The organism is Novosphingobium sp. THN1 (genome assembly GCF_003454795.1).
Lineage (GTDB): Bacteria > Pseudomonadota > Alphaproteobacteria > Sphingomonadales > Sphingomonadaceae > Novosphingobium.
This window is the reverse complement of the sequence record NZ_CP028347.1, coordinates 2995770-3012241: the sequence shown is the minus strand read 5'-3', so window position 1 is coordinate 3012241 and position 16472 is coordinate 2995770. Positions and strand designations below refer to the sequence as shown.

General features: G+C 63.3%; 10 protein-coding genes and 1 pseudogene. 9 read left to right on the top strand and 2 right to left on the bottom strand.

The genetic code is table 11. The features are described 5' to 3' along the window. Positions 1–15 precede the first annotated feature (15 nt). From C7W88_RS14895 to C7W88_RS14865, 7 genes and pseudogenes are all read left to right on the top strand, one after another. Entirely contained in the window at positions 16–954 is a 939-nt protein-coding gene (locus tag C7W88_RS14895) for a D-2-hydroxyacid dehydrogenase (RefSeq protein WP_162896076.1), read from the top strand. A gap of 162 nt (positions 955–1116) precedes the next feature. Beyond that, the gene (locus C7W88_RS14890; RefSeq protein ID WP_118074138.1) at positions 1117–2772 is read left to right on the top strand and encodes an acetolactate synthase large subunit; all 1656 of its coding nucleotides are present in this window, start codon (positions 1117–1119) and stop codon (positions 2770–2772) included. 122 nt (positions 2773–2894) lie between these two features. Beyond that, positions 2895–4330, top strand: a pseudogene (locus C7W88_RS14885) (aldehyde dehydrogenase family protein). Positions 4331–4584: 254 nt separating this feature from the next. Further along, positions 4585–5934 carry a cytochrome c family protein gene (locus tag C7W88_RS14880; protein WP_240344697.1) on the top strand — a complete coding sequence of 450 codons (1350 nt, stop codon included), beginning with the start codon at positions 4585–4587 and terminating at the stop codon, positions 5932–5934. After that, on the top strand, positions 5934–7922 hold the full coding sequence (locus C7W88_RS14875; protein WP_118074136.1) for a heme-binding protein: 1989 nt from the start codon (positions 5934–5936) through the stop codon (positions 7920–7922). The genes C7W88_RS14880 and C7W88_RS14875 overlap by 1 nt, the downstream gene beginning before the upstream one ends. Beyond that, on the top strand, positions 7922–9928 hold the full coding sequence (locus C7W88_RS14870) for a hypothetical protein (RefSeq protein ID WP_118074135.1): 2007 nt from the start codon (positions 7922–7924) through the stop codon (positions 9926–9928). Before C7W88_RS14875 ends, C7W88_RS14870 begins: the two co-directional genes overlap by 1 nt. 11 nt (positions 9929–9939) lie before the next feature. Next, on the top strand, positions 9940–14517 hold the full coding sequence (locus C7W88_RS14865; protein ID WP_240344696.1) for an LVIVD repeat-containing protein: 4578 nt from the start codon (positions 9940–9942) through the stop codon (positions 14515–14517). A 76-nt stretch (positions 14518–14593) separates the two neighbouring features. Here C7W88_RS14865 and C7W88_RS14860 read toward each other — a convergent pair whose 3' ends face one another. Continuing rightward, positions 14594–14977 carry a hypothetical protein gene (locus C7W88_RS14860; RefSeq protein WP_118074133.1) on the bottom strand — a complete coding sequence of 128 codons (384 nt, stop codon included), beginning with the start codon at positions 14975–14977 and terminating at the stop codon, positions 14594–14596. On the opposite strand from C7W88_RS14860, the gene C7W88_RS24825 reads away from it, so the two are divergent. Together C7W88_RS24825 and C7W88_RS14850 are read left to right on the top strand one after the other, a co-directional pair. After that, positions 14976–15167, top strand: coding sequence for a hypothetical protein (locus C7W88_RS24825; protein ID WP_162896075.1), 192 nt, complete (start codon positions 14976–14978; stop codon positions 15165–15167). The genes C7W88_RS14860 and C7W88_RS24825 overlap by 2 nt on opposite strands. A 108-nt stretch (positions 15168–15275) precedes the next feature. After that, positions 15276–15974 carry a LexA family transcriptional regulator gene (locus tag C7W88_RS14850; protein WP_118074131.1) on the top strand — a complete coding sequence of 233 codons (699 nt, stop codon included), beginning with the start codon at positions 15276–15278 and terminating at the stop codon, positions 15972–15974. On the opposite strand, the gene C7W88_RS14845 is transcribed toward C7W88_RS14850, so the two are convergent. After that, on the bottom strand, positions 15971–16408 hold the full coding sequence (locus tag C7W88_RS14845) for an acetyltransferase (RefSeq protein ID WP_118074130.1): 438 nt from the start codon (positions 16406–16408) through the stop codon (positions 15971–15973). The two genes, C7W88_RS14850 and C7W88_RS14845, sit on opposite strands and share 4 nt — an antisense overlap. Positions 16409–16472: the final 64 nt, after the last annotated feature.

Sequence of the window (16472 nt, the reverse complement as noted above, 5' to 3'; positions counted from 1 at the left end):
GGGAGAGAGTTAAGCATGACCGTCCTCGTGATGAACGCCATGGCAGCGCCGCTGATCGAGCCGCACCTGCCCGACTGGGTCGAGCCGCGCTATTTCCGCAGCGCCGAGGAATTGTTCGGCCTGGCTCCCGAGGCGGAGATCGGCTGGTTCGACCTTTACCAGCCCGGCGGCATGGACAAGGCGATCCGGCTGGCGACACGGCTCAAGTGGCTCAACTCGGTCTATGCCGGCGTCGATTTCTTCCCTCTGGATGTGCTTCGCGAACGCGGCGTGATCTTCACCAACGGTACCGGCATCAACGCCATCACCATCGCCGAATATGTCGTGATGGGCATGCTCACCGTGGCCAAGGGCTACCGCGAAGTCGTGCGTTCGCAGGACCGGCACGAATGGCTGCTCGACAGTCCCGGCAAGGTCGAACTCGCCGGCAGCCGGGCGCTGATCCTTGGCTATGGCGCCATCGGCCAGAAGGTGGAGCGCATGCTGCAAGGCTTCGATGTCGACGTGGTGAAGGTACGACGGTCGCAGGGAGAGGGCACGCTCGGTCCCGACGAGTGGCGCAGTCAGCTCGGCACCTTCGACTGGGTGATCCTCGCCGTGCCCGCCACGCCCGAAACCGAAGGCATGATCGGCGCGGCAGAGATTGCCGCGATGAAGCCCGGCTCCACGCTGGTCAATGTCGCAAGAGGCAGCGTCGTCGATCAGGAAGCGTTGATTGCGGGCCTGAAGGAAGGCCGCCCGGGTCACGCCTTCCTCGATGTCGTCAGCCCCGAACCCCTGCCGGCGGATCACCCGCTGTGGGACGTGCCCAATGCCCACATCACCAGCCATCTATCCGGCCGTGCGCAGACCCGGATGTTCGAGCGTTCGGTCACGCGTTTTCTCCAGAACCTCGCCCGCTTCCGCGCAGGCGAGCCGCTCCAGCCGCAGGTCGATCTTTCGCTCGGCTATTGACGGCGGGGCGTGACAGCGGCGCGCACCTTTGATAGCCATGCGGGCAAGGGCAGGCGCGGGGGCCATAACGACACGCGCCGGGAACTTGCCCTGTGGTCGCATCCGAGTTGGGGAGGGTAACGCAGCCTTGGCCGCGCGTTCCCGTTTATGGAGCGACCAAAAATGGCCGAAGGCAAGAAGGCGTCAGACCTGTTCATCGAGTGCCTTGAGGAAGAAGGCTGCGAATACATTTTCGGCGTTCCGGGCGAAGAGAATCTCGATTTCCTCGATTCGCTGTCACGCTCGAAGAAGATCAAGCTGATCCTCACGCGCCATGAACAGGGTGCCGGCTTCATGGCCGCCACTTACGGCCGCCACACCGGCAAGACGGGCGTCTGCATCGCGACGCTTGGGCCGGGCGCAACCAATTTCGTCACGGCTGCGGCCTACGCCACGCTTGGCGGCATGCCGATGCTGATGATCACTGGCCAGAAGCCGATCAAGAAGTCCAAGCAGGGCCGCTTCCAGATCCTCGACGTCGTCTCGATGATGGGGCCGATCACCAAGTTCACCCATCAGATGGCCTCGTCTGACAACATCCCCAGCCGCGTGCGCGAAGCCTATCGCCTCGCCGAGGAGGAGAAGCCCGGCGCAACGCATATCGAACTGCCCGAGGATATTGCCGACGAGCACACCGACTCCGTCCCCCTCAAGCGCAGTCTCGTCCGCCGCCCCAACGCCGATGCCAAATCGGTCGCACAGGCAGTGCACGCCCTGCAGAATGCCAAGGCTCCGGTTCTGGTCATCGGTGCGGGCGCAAATCGCAAGATGACCGGGAAGATGCTGCGCGAGTTTGTCGAGAAGACCGGTATCCCGTTCCTCACCACACAGCTCGGCAAGGGCGTGATCGACGAACGGCATCCGAAGTTTCTTGGCTGTGCCGCGCTTTCCGCTGGTGACTTCGTCCATCGCGCGGTCGAGGATGCCGACCTCATCATCAACGTCGGCCATGACGTGATCGAAAAGCCGCCGTTCTTCATGCGTGAAGGTGGCACGCCGGTCATCCACGTCTCGACGAAGACGGCAGAGGTCGATCCGGTCTATTTCCCCGCCATCGAGGTGATCGGCGATATCGCCAACGCCATCTGGCAGATGAAGGAAGCGGTCGAGCCGAACCCGGCCTGGAACTTCGATCACATGCTGGCCTATCGCGCCGCCGAGGTTGCCCACACCGCACCGCTCGCGGCGGATGCCCGCTTCCCGATCTTCCCGCCGCACCTCGTGCAGCAGATCCGCGATGCCCTGCCTGAGGACGCGATCATCTGCCTCGATAACGGCGTCTACAAGATCTGGTTCGCGCGCGGTTACACGGCCTACCACCCCAACACCGTGCTGCTCGACAATGCGCTGGCCACGATGGGCGCTGGCCTGCCCTCTGCAATGATGAGCGCGATGCTCTATCCCGAGCGCAAGGTCATGGCGATCTGCGGCGATGGCGGCTTCATGATGAACAGCCAGGAGATGGAAACCGCGGTCCGCCTTGGTCTCAACCTGACCGTGCTGATCCTCAACGACAGCGCCTATGGCATGATCCGCTGGAAGCAGGCCAATATGGGCTTCGAGGACTTCGGCCTGACCTACGGCAACCCCGATTTCGTGAAGTACGCCGAAAGCTACGGCGCGCACGGGCATCGCGTCACCAGTTCCGAACACCTCAAGGAATTGCTCGCCCATTGCCGCGATACGCCGGGCGTCCACCTCATCGATTGTCCGGTCGACTATTCGGAGAACGACCAGATTCTCAACAAGGATATCAAGGAACTGTCCAAGGCACTTTAGGGTTCAGGCGATTCATCATGTCGTCACCCCGGGCTGGACCCGGGGTCCCGCTTTCCCCCTGCGGCGGTTCGATAAATAGCGGGATCCCGGGTCAGCCCCGGGATGGCGTTGGAGGTTATCAAGTGTCACAGCTCAAGGACGTCTACCCGCTCTATCTCAACAACAAGGCCGTGCAGCCGAACACCGATCTTGCGGTGACCGACAAGTTCACCGGCGAAGTCGCTTTCCGCACTGCGCTCGCCACGCCCGACGTGATCGATGAAGCCATTGCCGGTGCCGTCCGCGCGGCTGAACCCATGGCCAAGCTGGCGTCCTACGAGAAGCGCGACGTGCTCGACCACTGCGTCCGCCGCTTTGCCGAGCGCAAGGACGAACTGGCCTATGCCCTGTGTGTCGAGGCCGGAAAGCCCATTGCCGATTCCGAAGGTGAGGTCGGTCGCCTGATCGACACCTTCCGCATCGCCGCCGAAGAAGCCACGCGCAACTACGGCGAAGTCCAGCCGCTCGATATCAGCCCCCGTGCCAAGGGCTACATGGGCATGTGGAAGCGCGTGCCGATCGGTCCGTGCAGCTTCATCTCGCCCTTCAACTTCCCGCTGAACCTCGCCGCGCACAAGATTGCCCCCGCCATTGCCATGGGCTGCCCGTTCGTGATGAAGCCCGCGTCGCTCACCCCGCTGGGCGCGATCATCATGGGCGAAGTGCTGGCGGAGTGTGATGTCCTGCCGGAAGGCGCATTCTCGATCCTGCCTGCCAGCCGCGATGGCGCCGATCTGTTCACAACCGATGACCGGCTCAAGCTCCTGTCCTTCACCGGCTCGCCGGGCGTCGGCTGGGAACTCAAGGCCAAGGCGGGCAAGAAGAAGGTCGTCCTCGAACTCGGCGGCAACGCAGCCGTGGTGGTCGACAAGGACGCCGATCTCGAACACGCGCTGGCCCGCATCATCTTCGGGGGTATTACCAGTCCGGCCAGTCGTGCATCCACGTCCAGCGCGTGATCATCCACGCCGACATCTACGACCAGTTCCGCGACATGCTTGCCGCCAAGGTCAAGACGCTGAAGTCTGGTGACCCCAAGAACCGCGATACCTTCATCGGTCCGATGATTTCGGCCAAGGAAGCCCAGCGCCTCAAGACCTGGATCGACGCTGCAGTCGCCGGTGGCGCCACGCTGCTCGCGGGCGGTGGCTGCGACGGCAACATGCTCGAAGCCACCCTGCTCGAAGGCTGCAGCCGCGATATGGACGTCTATACCGAAGAGGCCTTCGGTCCCGTCGTCATCCTGTCGAAGTTCACGGATTGGGATGCCGCGCTCGAGGAAGTGAACGACAGCAAGTTCGGGCTCCAGGCTGGTCTGTTCACGGCCGACATCCACAAGGTCATGGACGCCTGGGACAGGCTCGACGTCGGTGGCATCGTCGTCAACGACGTGTCCTCCTATCGCGTCGACAACATGCCCTATGGCGGGGTCAAGGATTCCGGCCTGGGCCGTGAAGGAATCCGCTTCGCCATGGAAGACATGTCCGAGATCCGGAACATGGTCATCCGCAGGAAGTGATTTCCGATGCAGAAAGATGCCAGTCTTTCCGATATGTTTCCAAAGTTTCTGATTAGCCACTTGAACCAAGGGGTAAGAGTGTCCTAACCTGAAGTTCAACGGGGTCGCATTGCAGCACTTCCGGCAAGAGCTATCGCACAAGGCAAAAGCCGCGCGATACGCAGGGCCGGTGGGGACGAGGGGCAATGCTGGGTACTATCTTGCGAATCAGGCAGCTCGCGGCAACTTGCCGGGCCCTACCGCGTTCCGCTGCCATGGCGATGGCGTTCTGCCTTGCCATGGCCGGAGCCGCGCTTGGTGTGTCGTCCCTGGTTTCACCATCGCTGCAGGCTCAAGGGACCGCTCCGGCGGTGCTGCGCGGCCACGTCGGTGTCGCGTCATGCGCAGGCTCTACCTGCCATGGCCGCAGCGTCGCCGATGGCGCTGTCGTTCGGCAGGACGAGCTCATGCGCTGGCAGGAAGATTCCTCGCCCTCGGGTGCGCACAGCCGTGCATGGCGCGTGATCCAGGAACCGCGCGGGCAGGCCATCGTCAGGCGGATGGGGCTCGATGCGGCTGGCGTTCAGCGTGAATGTGCCGGTTGCCACGCCTCGCCGGGTTCGGCGCGTCCTTCCGATGGCGTCGATTGCGAAGCGTGCCACGGCGCCTCGGGTGGCTGGCTCTCGTCCCACTACACCGTCGGCGCCAGCCACGCCCGCAACGTCGCCCAGGGCATGACCGATCTGACCCGCCCGCAAGTCAAGGCGCAGGTCTGCCTTGACTGCCATTTCTCGGGCGACGCCAGGGGGCAATTCATCGCCCATCGCATCATGGCCGCTGGCCACCCGCGCATCTCGTTCGAGCTGGACTTGTTTACCACGCTCCAGCAGCACCATGATGAGGACGCCGACTACGTTCAGCGCAAGGGCGGCAAGACCAACTCGATGCGCATGTGGGCCGTGGGGCAGGCTGAGGCCGTGAAGCGCAGCCTCGAACTCTACAGCCAGCCTGCTCGCGCCATGGATGGCATTTTCCCCGAGTTCACGTTCTACGATTGCCACTCCTGCCACCGCCGCATTTATGACGGTGAGGACGGAAACGTCACGGCAATCCGCAATCCCGGCCGCCCCATCGATCTCGGCACGCCACCGTATAACGACGAGAACATGATCATGCTGCTGGCCGCGGCACGTGTCATCGCGCCCGATGCCGCTGCCACGTTCGACGCACGGGCCAAGGCTTTCCACAAGGCGATGCTGGCCAACCGTGCCGAAACCGTCGCCGCGGCCCAGGCACTGCGCCAGTCTGCCGATGCGCTTTCTGCGCGCTTCGCCTCTGCCAGCTTCACGCGGGAGCAGACCTTCGCGATCATGGATTCGATTGCCAGCGACGCCATCGGCGAACGCTACACCGATTACGAAGGCGCGGTGCAGTCGGTCATGGCAGTCGACACGCTGCTCAACGGTCTCGTCAATCAAGGCATGGTTTCAGCAGGTTCCGCCAGCGGTCTGCGCGTGCAAATCAACCAGGCCTATGCCGCCGTGCGTGATCCGAACGGTTTCCAGCCTCTCGCATTCCGCCGCGCTCTGGGCAGCGCGGTACGATCCATCCGGAGCCTTCGCTGATGCGCATGCCGTTGGCTTTCCGGCAGACTACCGCCGTCGCACTCGCGCTCTCTCTCACCTTGTCTGGGTGCGGCGGCGGTGACTCAGGCTCGGGCGGGACATTTACGCCGACGCCTACCCCGACATCGTCTTCGCGCTTCTTCGCCGATCCCGCGCAGGAAGCCCTGACTGCGGCCGAAGTCCAGCAAATCATTGCGCAGGCGGTGGGAGAGGCGAAGGCGCTCAACTACCCGGCAATCATCGCAGTGGTCGATCGTGTCGGCAACGTCCTGGCCGTTTTCCGCATGAACGGGGCGGCAACGCGGATGATCATCAGCCCGCGCACCGCCACGGGCGAGATTTCGCCGCGTGAAGTCGACGCGCAGGGGCTTGAGGTCGAAGCGACGATGGGAGCCATTTCGAAGGCTGTCACCGCTGCGTACCTTTCGTCGAGCGGCAACGCCTTTTCCACCCGCACGGCCAGCATGATCGTGCAGGAGCATTTCCCGCCGGCGCCTAATACGCCGGGGCTTGAATCCGGCCCGCTCTTCGGCGTGCAGTTCAGCCAGCTGCCCTGTTCGGACCTTTCCGCCCGCTTCGCAACGGGCAACGCCGGGAGCGGGGCCTTCATCGGTCCCAAGCGCGCTCCGCTGGGGCTCGCCGCCGATCCGGGAGGACTGCCACTTTACAAGAACGGAGTCGTCGTTGGCGGCATCGGCGTGATGGCGGACGGCGATTACGCTTACGATCCCGATGTGACCGATGTTGATGGCGATCCTGAAGAATTCATGGCGCTCGCCGGCATTCAGGGCTTCGCACCGCCGGCTGAAATTCGCGCCGATCGCATCCCGGTGGATGGTTCCACCCTGCGCTTTGCGGATGCGCGGGTCGAAGGCCTTCACCCGCTCCAAACCAGCTTTTCCGCAATCAACAACTCGGCTGGCACTCTCATCCCGGTGCGTGGCTACTATGACGGAACCGCGGTTCTCGCCGGAACACCCTATGGAACCGAAGCGAGCGGCATTCGCCGTGCCACTTCCAGCGAGTTCTCGCTTGCTGATGCCTACGTGCTCAGCAACGGTTCTGGCGTAAACCGCTATCCCATCAAGCCCGGGACCGATTCTGCTGCGGTCGGCACGCCTTTGACTGCGGCCGAAGTGCGTGCCGTGCTGGAAGAAGCCTTCACGATCATGACGCGCGCCCGCGCGCAGATCCGCCGCCCGCTCGACAGCCGCGCACAGGTCTCGATTTCTGTTGTCGATACTTATGGCGAAGTGCTCGGCCTGGTCCGCGGCCCGGATGCACCGATCTTCGGTATCGACGTGTCGCTGCAGAAGGCTCGCACCGCAGCCTTCTTCTCGAACCCGGTCGCAGCCGAACAGCTTCTCGCCAATACCGATGCGGAAATCCCGGCTTTCGTTCAGCGCGCCCGCGATTTCCTCGGCGATCAGACTGCGTTGACCGGGAAGATCGCCTTTGCAGACCGTTCCGGCGGCAACTTGTCGCGTCCGTTCTTCCCGGATGGCGAGGTAGGGCGTCCCCACGGCCCGTTCTCGCGCCCGATCACCGATTTCAGTCCGCTTGCCACCGGTCTGCAGATCGCGCTGGTCAAAGCGAACCTGCTCCAGCACGCGGTCTTCGTCGAAGGCTCACTCAACGCGCGCGATGTCGTGCAGCGTTGCACTGCAGTGCCGGATACACCGACCGGCAAGAAGCGGCTGGCCAATGGCATCCAGATCTTCCCCGGCTCGGTTCCGATCTACCGCAATGGCAAGCTGGTCGGCGCTATCGGCATCTCCGGTGACGGTATCGATCAGGACGACATGATCGCGTTCCTCGGAACGCACAATGGCGGTGCCAAGGCGGGCACCATCGGTAACGCGCCAAAGGAAATCCGCGCCGATACCATCGTCGTGCCGGTCGGGCAGGGCGTTCGCCTGCGCTATGTGAACTGTCCCTTCGCGCCGTTCCTCGACACCACCGACCAGAATGTCTGCGAGGGCAAGTGATGCAGCAGGTCGCTCTCCTTCTCGCACCGGTCCTCGGCATCACCACGCCGCATGTCCAGCCGGCGCCGCTGACGTTCTACTTGCAGGACGCGTCAGGATCGGCGCCAGGAACTGCCGAACCCCAGCAAGCGCCGACGGTTGACAGCAAGGCGCCGTTGCCCGGTGGCGAGACCGACGCCGACGGCGCATTGATCGATGGACGCCGCCGGCCCGGTTTCAACAAGCAGCTTCCCGAGAAGGTCGAGCAGGACAATCCCGGTGCGGTCAATGCCCCGCCGCCCGAAGCCTTCTACGACAAGTACGATGGCGAAGGATCTGTGGGCGATCTCGGTCTGGACGTCTCCCTGCCTGACCGCTGGCGCATCATGTCGTCGCTCTGCCCGCAGAAGGACAGGGCAACCGGCAAGAAGGACCGCTCGCTCTACACGCTATTTCCGAAGCTCGAATATGTCTGCCATTCGCAGCTCGATCCGTTTCATCACAACCTGCTGAAGGGTGATCGTCCGCTTGCGCGCGGCAAGCGTCCCGGTTTCCTGAAGGGGGATGACTGGTACCTGCTGGCGGGCGCGGTTTCCGATACCGTGGTCGAACCGCGCAGTTTCCCGATCCCGGTTGGCAACCAGACGACGACCAACCCCGGCGAGATTGACACCTTCGGTCGCAGCCACAGCCTGGTCCTGTCACAGACCTTCATCGCCAGCCTTTCCCTGCTCAAGGGCATGACGGCCTACAAGCCGCCGGTGATCGAGTATCGCATCGCCGTCGCCGCGAACCTCAACCACGTTCAGGTGCCGGAGCGGCGCGTCCTGTTCGTTGAACCGTCAAAGGGCACCAGGCGCACCGATGGTTTCATTGGCCTGCAGGAAGCCTTCATCGACTACCACATCGGCCGGTTTGATACGAAGCGCTACGATTTCGTCTCCTTGCGTGCCGGCATCCAGCCGATGCAGTCGGACTTTCGCGGGTTCCTGTTCAACGACAACCAGTTGGGCGTGCGCCTCTTCGGCAACCGTGACAACAACCGCGTGCAGTTCAATCTCGCCGCGTTCTGGCGGCTGGAGAAGGAAACCAATTCGGGCCTGAACGATGTCAGCCGGGCGCCGCGCAACGATTGGGTGTTCATGGCGAACCTCTATCGCCAGGACTTTCCCTTTGTCGGCCTGACCAGCCAGGTCTCGGTCACCTACAACATGAATCGTGAACGCAACGAGATCACGGTCGACACCAACGGCTTCCCGGTCCGGCCCGCCCTGATTGGCGATCTGCGCGGCCGCGAGTACGACGTTGTCTATCTGGGTTACGCGGCTGACGGCCATATCGGTCGCCTCAACATCACCGCGCAGGCCTATGCCGCATTGGGTGAGGACCGGAATAACTTCCTCACCAGCCGCGCGGCCGAGATCAAGGCATTCATGGCCGCTGCCGAAGTGAGCTACGATTTCGACTGGACCCGCGTTCGTCTCTCGGGCCTTTGGGCCAGTGGCGACAGCGATCCTTATGACAAGACTGAAGGCGGCTTCGATGCCATCTTCGAAAATCCTCAGTTTGCCGGCGCTGATACCAGCTACTGGATCCGCCAGACGATTCCCTTCGCAGGCGGCGGCCGCAATATCTCGGTCAACGGTCGCAACGGCATCCTGAACTCGCTTCGCTCATCGAAGGAGCAGGGCCAGTCGAACTTCACTAATCCCGGCACCATGCTCGTCGGGCTCGGCACCGATTTCGATCTGACGCCCACCGTGCGCGTCTCGACCAACGTCAACCACCTGTGGTTCGAGAACACCAAGGTGCTGCAAGTCCTGCGCAACGAGGGTTCGATCCCCCGCGACATTGGCTGGGATGCTTCCGTCTCGGCAATCTGGCGGCCCAACGCTTCGCAGAACCTCGTCTTCCGCCTTTCGGGCGCCGTGCTCGATCCGGGGGCGGGCTTTGACGATCTCTTCGCCCAGATGGGCAAGGCAAGCCGCTTCTATTCCGTCCTCGCCAACGCGACTCTGGCCTTCTGATGACCCAGCCCATGACCGACACGCGCAGCTTCCGCAAACTCTCGCTGGCATGGCTGACCGCGGCACTTGCCGTGCTGCTGATCCCGAGCGCCCTTTACGCTTCGGGTGAAGAGAAAGCCCAGAAGGTCACGCATACCCGCGCCCCTGCTGCGCCGCGCGGCCAGCCCGGTGATACCGTCGAGGAACAGTGGGCCTACGTCGACAAGCAGAACGCAGGCTGCGTCAGCTGCCATACCAAGAGCGACCATCGCACCATGCACGCCAGCCCGGCCGTGGTGCTGTCCTGCGCCGATTGCCACGGCGGCAACACCAAGGTCATGGCGGACCGGTCATGGAACCGCAATTCGATCGATTATGTCGCGGCCATGAAGGACGCGCACGTCCTGCCGAAGTACCCGGCGGCATGGGGCTGGCCTTCCTCAGCCAACCCGAAGCGTTCCTACGCGCTCCTGGGCAAGGAAAGCCCCGAGTTCATCCGCTTCGTCAATCCGTCGGACTATCGCGTCGCCCGTGATTCCTGCGGCGCCTGCCACATGCAGATCATCGAGGCATCCGAACGCTCGCTGATGTCCACCGGCGCGATGCTGTGGGGCGGGGCGGCCTATAACAACGGCATTGTCCCCTTCAAGAACTACATGTTCGGTGAAAGCTTCACCCGCAATGGTGAGCCTGCCCTGCTCAAGTCGGCCTCGAAGGAGATCGGTGCGGACGGCAAGCCGATGTGGGGCACGGTCACGCCGAAGGAAAAGGCGCGCGGCGCGCTGCCGGTCATGTATCCGCTGCCGCGCTGGCACACGATTCCGCCGGGCGACGTGTTCCGCGTGTTCGAGGACGGCGGTCGCACCATCAACCCGCAGTTCCCCGAAATCGGCCTGCCCAACTCCACAGGTCTGATCCAGCGCCTCGACGAACCGGGGCGTCCTGATCTCAAGCAGTCCAACCGCGGCCCTGCCACGGGCCTGCGCGTCGCCATCCCGGTGCTCAACATCCACAAGACGCGCCTGAATGACCCGTTCCTGTTCCAGATGGGCACCAACGATCAGCCGGGCGACTATCGCTCCTCGGGCTGCGCGGCGTGCCACGTCATCTATGCGAATGACCGCGAACCGCGCCACTCGCTGAACTACGGCAAGTGCGGGCGGGACGGGCAGACCATCACTGCCGACCCGACGATCAATTCCCTGCGCGAAGGTCAGCACCGCAAGGGCGCTTACGGCTCCTACGACGCCGAAAAGGAAGAGCATCACGACAAGGTGCGCGGCACCGTGCTCGGCGGCAAGCGCGCCTATCTCGGCGGCGACCGGACCGATCCCGAACAATCGGCCGACATGGAAGGCGATTGCGCCCGCGCAATCACCTCGGCCGAACAGCTGGTCTATTCACCCGGCAAGGGCGTCGCGCCGCATGGCTCGATGGACCATGACAAGATGGACCAGGCTTCGGCCCACGCCATGGCCGGGCTCGACGCCAAGGGGCACCCGAAGAAGGATGCCCATGGCGAAGATGCGCACGAAGGCGCTGGCCCTGTCGCCATGCAGGATCGCGAACGCGGCCACCCGCTGGTCCACGCCTTCACCCGCGCCATCCCGACCGCGCAGTGCATGAACTGCCACATGCACCAGCCCAACATCTTCCTGAACTCCTACCTCGGCTACACGATGTGGGACTACGAATCCGACGCGCCGAGCATGTGGCCGGGGCCTGAGAACCGCGCGCCAAAACCTGCCAGCATGTCCGATGCGGACTACGCAAAGACGTTCAAGAAGCAGTTTTACCCGAACATCGACGAACAGCGCGAAGTGCTGGACCGCAATCCTGAGGGCGCGTCCACCCGCGGCCTCTGGCGCGACGTCGAATTCCTGCGCAACGTCTATGACCTGAACGACAAGCTGGAACGCACCCAGTTTGCCGATTATCACGGCCATGGCTGGAACTTCCGCGCCATCCTCAAGCGCGACCGTCGCGGCAACCTGCTCGACGATGAAGGGGATATGTCCTCCTACGGCACCGACAAGGCGCACATCATCTCGCCTGACGATCCGGAAAAGTTCCGCAAGGCCGGAGAGGGCAAGTTCGTCGAACCGGGTGAGAGCAATCCCGGCAAGGCCGTCCACATGATGGACATCCACGCCCAGATCGGCATGCAGTGCGCCGATTGCCACTTCTCGCAGGACAGCCACGGCAACGGCATGATCTATGGCGAGGTTGCCAATGCGGTCGAGATCGGCTGCAAGGACTGCCATGGCACGCCCGACAACTACCCGACGCTGCTGACCTCGAACATGGCGGCCCCTGAAAAGGGCAACAACCTTGCCCTGCTGCGCAACGCCGATGGCCAGCGCCGCTTCGAATGGTTCAACGAGGCCGATGGCCGTCGCGTGCTGATCCAGCGCTCGATCATCGATCCCAACCTGTCGTGGCGCGTCAGCCTGGTGAAGGATTCGGTCGACGCGCGCTTTGCCGGCAAGATGGACGCCACCGGCAAGCCGATCTTCAATCCCAAGGCCGCGCGCGCCAAGCTGATGGCAAAGTCTGCCTCGGACGACGGGGTCTACAAGTTCGGCACCGGCGTTGCCAAGGAAGCGCGCGCCCATCGTGACGACGATATGGCCTGTTTCACCTGTCACCTGTCGTGGACCACCTCGTGCGCCGGCTGCCATTTGCCGATCGAGGCGAACTGGAAGTCGGCCACCCACAAGTACGAGGAAGACTACACCCGCAACTACGCGACCTATAATCCCCAGGTTGCGCGCGATGACATGTTCCAGCTGGGCAAGCACCAGCGCAACAAGTCGTCGGGTTCGGATCCGGTGCAGTATGATGCCTCGGGCAATCCGGTCTCGGGCAAGGCGATAACCGCGCCGATCCGCTCGACCTCGGCGCTGATCCTGTCGTCGACCAACATCAACCGCGAACGCATCTACGTGCAGCAGCCGCCGATTTCCTCGATCGGCTACTCGTCCCAGGCTTTCGCGCCGCACTTCCCGCACACCGTTCGCAAGAACGAGACCAAGCAGTGCACCGATTGCCACGTCAGCCAGGACGAGGACAACAACGCCACGATGGCGCAATTGCTCTTGCTCGGCACCAACTACGTCAACTTCGTCGGCATGAATGCCTGGTTCGGTCTCGACGGCGGTTTCGAAGCTATCCGCGTCACCGAATGGGACGAACCGCAAGCGGTGATCGGCTCCTACCTGCATCGCTATGCCTATCCGGATTACTGGAAAGCTCACGTCGAGGATAACGGGCGCGAACTGAAGAACTGGACCCGCGGCAAGATCGTCGATGGCAAGCTTTCGGGTGAAACCACCGGGCAGGAACAGTTCGCCAACGTGGTGGAAGGCACCAAGGACGCGGTCCGCTGCCTGCAAATGCGCGGCGAGTACATGTACGTAGCCGAGGGCAAGGGCGGATTCCGCGCCTATGACATCGCCGCGATTGGCAACAAGGGCTTCTCGGAACGCATTGTCACTGCGCCGTTCTCGCCCTTGGGCCACGATACCCATGTCGCCACCACCAACGCGACCTGCATGGCCCTGCCGACCAACCAGTCGATTGCGCCCACGCGCAACACGCCCGAACTGCGCGGTCTTAATCAGGAGCAGCCGTTCTCGCCGATCTACAGCTATGCCTTCATCACCGATGCGGTCGAAGGTCTGATCGCGGTCAACGTCGATACGCTGGCCGACGGCGAATTTCGCAACAACTTCTTCAACCGCGCGCTGACCTTCAACCCGGACGGCGTGCTGACCGGTGCCCGCCATATCACTCTGGCCGGTGACTATGCCTACATTGTCACCGACAGGAATCTGGTCACCGTCCACCTGCCCAAGCCGTGGTCTTCGCAGAAGCCGTGCGAAGTCAGCGAGAAGAAGGGCGGCGAGACCTGTCTCGATCCGCGCATCACCTCGGTCGTGCCCCTGCGGGATCCCCGCGCCACGGCGGTGCAGTTCCGCTACCTCTGGGTGACGACGGCCAATGGCCTCGAACTGATGGACATCACCAACCTCGCCCAGCCCAAGGCCGTGCCCTCGGCTACCGTGCCGCTGGCCGACGCTCGGCGCGTCTACCTTGCGCGCACTTATGCCTATGTCGCGGCAAAGTCGCAGGGCTTGGTCATCGTCGACATCACCGCGCCAACGCGCCCGTCGATCTACACCAGCTATACCGCCGACGGGCAGCTGAACGATGCCGAGGACGTGATCGTCGCTTCGACCAACGCCTCGCTCTTCGCCTATGTCGCCGATGGCCGGAACGGGATGAAGGTGCTGCAGCTTACATCGCCCGCCAGCCAGCCGAACTTCTACGGCTTCTCGCCCGAACCCAAGCCGGAGCTCATCGCCTGGGCTCGCACACCGACACCGGCCCTGGCTCTGTCAAAGGGGCTGGATCGCGATCGCGGCGTCGATGAGACCGGCGGCCAGATGGCTGTCTTCGGCCGCCTTGGCTCCCGCCCGTTCACGCGGCCGGAGATGGAAGAGCTGTTCCTTAACAGCAAGGGCGATGTCTTCCGCGTGTCCAACGCTGTGGACATGAGCCTGTGGGTCGGCGCCAAACCGGCGCCGCTGCTCGCGAAGACGAACTGATCGGTTGGAGAGGAGAGCGGGTGCCTTGAGCGCTTGTGCCTTGCGTCCAGGCGCTTGAGAGCACCCGCCGATCTCTTCAGTCCTCGTCAAGCAGCAGGATCTCGCACTCCACTTCCATGAGCGGCGCGGGCAGAATCTCGTGGTCCACCCGGGTCACTGCGGCATCCGCCACCAGACGCCCGCGCAGCTTGAACTCGTGCTCGGGCAGGACCGCGATGAAGTTCTCACCGTCACTAACTGCCTCGCTGCCGGCAAAGCGCAGGACCAGCCGATGCCGCGCACCCGAGAACGTGATACTCGCCCATGGTGTCTCGTCATGGCTGATCACCTCGGCATGCGGCCCGCTGATCTCGCGCACCGCCCGCAGCAGGCGCTCGGCCGTCGACGGGCGAGGGGTGAGCGGGGGAGGAACGGTTTCACAAAGCGCCTTGGTCTCGAAAGCGTGAGGATCAAGCAGCATGGACATTCCCTCCGAAGTTGTTCATGAAATGTTCTATACGCTCCACCGTTCCGGAACGCGGCTCCCGGCCATTGCGCAGGTCCCCGACAAGACGGGGATCGCGGGCGGCAAGGCGGCCGAATTTGGTGACCGGCATGCCCGTCTGGCGAAGGAAGCTCTCGATCTTGCGAAGCAACATGGCGTTTCTTGACCTCCAGCTGCGGAGTCGTGGAGACGACTCGAAATAGGATTTTTCCTATGTTGATCTCCAAATCCTACAATGCTAGGAAAAGTCCTTCGAAATCGGAGTAAGGCGAAGATGGTCCCGGCAGACAACGAATCCGACGACGGCGCGCGCGCTCGTCTTGTCAGCCTTGCCACGCAGCGCGGCGTCAGCCTCTCGGCGCTCTCGGCGCTGATCGGTCGGAACACGACCTATCTCCAGCAATTCGTCCGCAAGGGCAGCCCGCGCAAGCTCGAAGAGAATGACCGCCGCACGCTGGCCGAATTCTTCGGCGTTCCGGAAAGCGAACTTGGTGCCTCTCCCCGCGGCGGTGTAATTACCGCCGGGCAGGGGGCACCGCGTGGCGTCACACCCCCTCGGGCCATTACCGCCGAATGGGCTGACATTCCCCGCCTGCCGCTGGGCGCGTCAGCTGGTCCCGGCACGCTCCCGGCAGAGGAAATTCCCTCCGGCCGCCTGCGCTTCAATCACCGTTGGCTCAAGGGGCAGGGGCTCGAGCCGGCAATGCTCTCGGTGATCGAAGTCGAAGGCGATTCGATGGAGCCAACCTTGCGCGATGGTGACGAGATCCTCGTCGACCGCACCCCGCGCCCCTTGCGCGCGGGGATCCATGTGATCCGGCTCGATGATGTGCTGCTGGTCAAGCGCCTCGAATCCGGCCCTGGCGGCATGGTTCGGATCATCTCCGACAATCCCGCCTATCCCCGTCTGGAGCGCCTGCTGAACGAGGTCGAACTGGTCGGCCGCGTCGTCTGGAAAGGCGGCCGACTCTAGGTGCGCAATTCCATGACGATCAGCGGATAGGGCCGCCCCTGGCTGTCCAACTCCTTGCGGCCGATCTCTCTAAAGCCCATCCGGCGGTAGAAGCCGCGCGCGCCTGCGTTCTGCTCGTTGACCTCAAGGCGCCGCGCTCCAAGAACCCGGGTTGCATGTTCGATCAAGGCTTTGCCAACCCCTTGGCCATGGCAGGCAGCATCAACGAACAGCGCTTCGACGCTTCCATCGTCCACGATCATGAAGCCCAAGGCACGGTCGCTCGCATCTACAGCGAGCGTCATGGGCGTTTCGGGAAGAAAGTCCGCAACTTCCGCGCCGATCGCCAGCCGGTCTTCAGCTGAAAGGAAATCGTGCGTGGCGTCCACGGCACAAGCCCAGATTTCCAGCGCTCGCTCGCCATCTTCAGGGAGGGAAGGGCGTATCGATATCATCGGGCAAGCTTAGGCACCGGACCGAAGCATTGCAATTGCGGTGCCTTCGCTCCAAATCGGCAGG